Here is a 1,183-nt window from a genome sequence, read left to right as displayed (position 1 = left end):
AGTTTTGGGTAGGGAAAAGGCAGACTCAAATAGGGAAACAGGCAAATTTTTCTTATGAGGCAATAGTAGTTCAAGCTCCTCTTCACTAGGGAGGCCAGTAGCTTTGAATGCTGAATTAGGGTAGTAGCTTTGGTTTCGCTTATAAGCGCCATTAAAAAGGGCTTTGTTCGTCCACTCAAAGTCAAACATTAAGCTCAGTGCTTCTCTGACTTTTGGATCGGAAAATATCTTACGGCGGTTGTTAAAGAAAAAAGCCTGAGTGGTGCTGGGAATATCATGTTTAATTTCCGCTTTAATGACCTTACCTTCATTCAAGGCAGGGAAGTCGTAGGCCTTAGCCCAGTTTTTTGCGGTATAGTCGAAAAACAGATCAAAGCTATCAGACTTAAAGCCCTCAAATGCCACTGACTGATCGCGGTAAAAATCTATCACTACGGTATCGAAATTATATCTACCTTTATAGATATTTAATTCACCCTTAGGCAACTTAGTAAACCAAGCGTCTTTTACACGCTCTAACTTGATTGACTGGCCAACCTTTACGTCACCGACTCTATAAGGCCCGCTTAACAGTGGAATGGTTTGGGAGCTGCGTTCGAAATCTTTATCCACCCAGAAGTGCGCGGGTAATATCGGCATTTCGCCAAATCGTAAGATATTTGCAGCTTGGTCGGCCTGATCGAACTCAACGCGCACTGTATCGGCGTCAATCGCTTTGACTTTGGTAACGGCGCGAAGGCTTTGTTTGAAACGCGGGTGCCCGATTTCTGTAAGGGTAGTATATGAAAACACAACATCTTCAGCGTCGACCGGGTGCCCGTCATGGAAGTGTGCTTCTGGCTGGATATCAAACTCGACCCAAGCATAATTCTGGGGGTAACGGATTTTAGCGGCCAACAGGGCATAGGCACTTTGTGGTTCATCGCCTGATGGTGAGTAGCTTCCGGTTCCTGCTAATAAAGTTTCATTTAGCTCTGTAAACCCATACATAAACATTCCCGGAGAATTGAAGGGGCTGGTTCCTTTTAAAATGTAAGGGTTTAGAGAATCAAAAGAACCGAAACCCATTAGACGCAGGTTCACACCTTTGGCGGCGTTAGGATTGACATGGTCAAAATGAGAAAAGTCCTGCGGGTATTTAAGGTCGCCGTACAAAGCAAAGCCATGTGACTCGGTAATAATT

The 1,183-nt window shown here is 44.5% G+C and carries 1 protein-coding gene; it reads right to left on the bottom strand.

Going from position 1 to position 1,183, the window contains the following annotated elements; all coding sequences use genetic code 11:
• On the bottom strand, window positions 1–1,183 hold a 1,183-nt coding region (locus A3757_RS00680; protein WP_197469611.1), incomplete at both ends, for an extracellular solute-binding protein.

The organism is Oleiphilus sp. HI0117, assembly GCF_001635235.1.
Note: the sequence above shows the minus strand (reverse complement) of the source record. Positions and strands in the feature narration are given on the sequence as shown.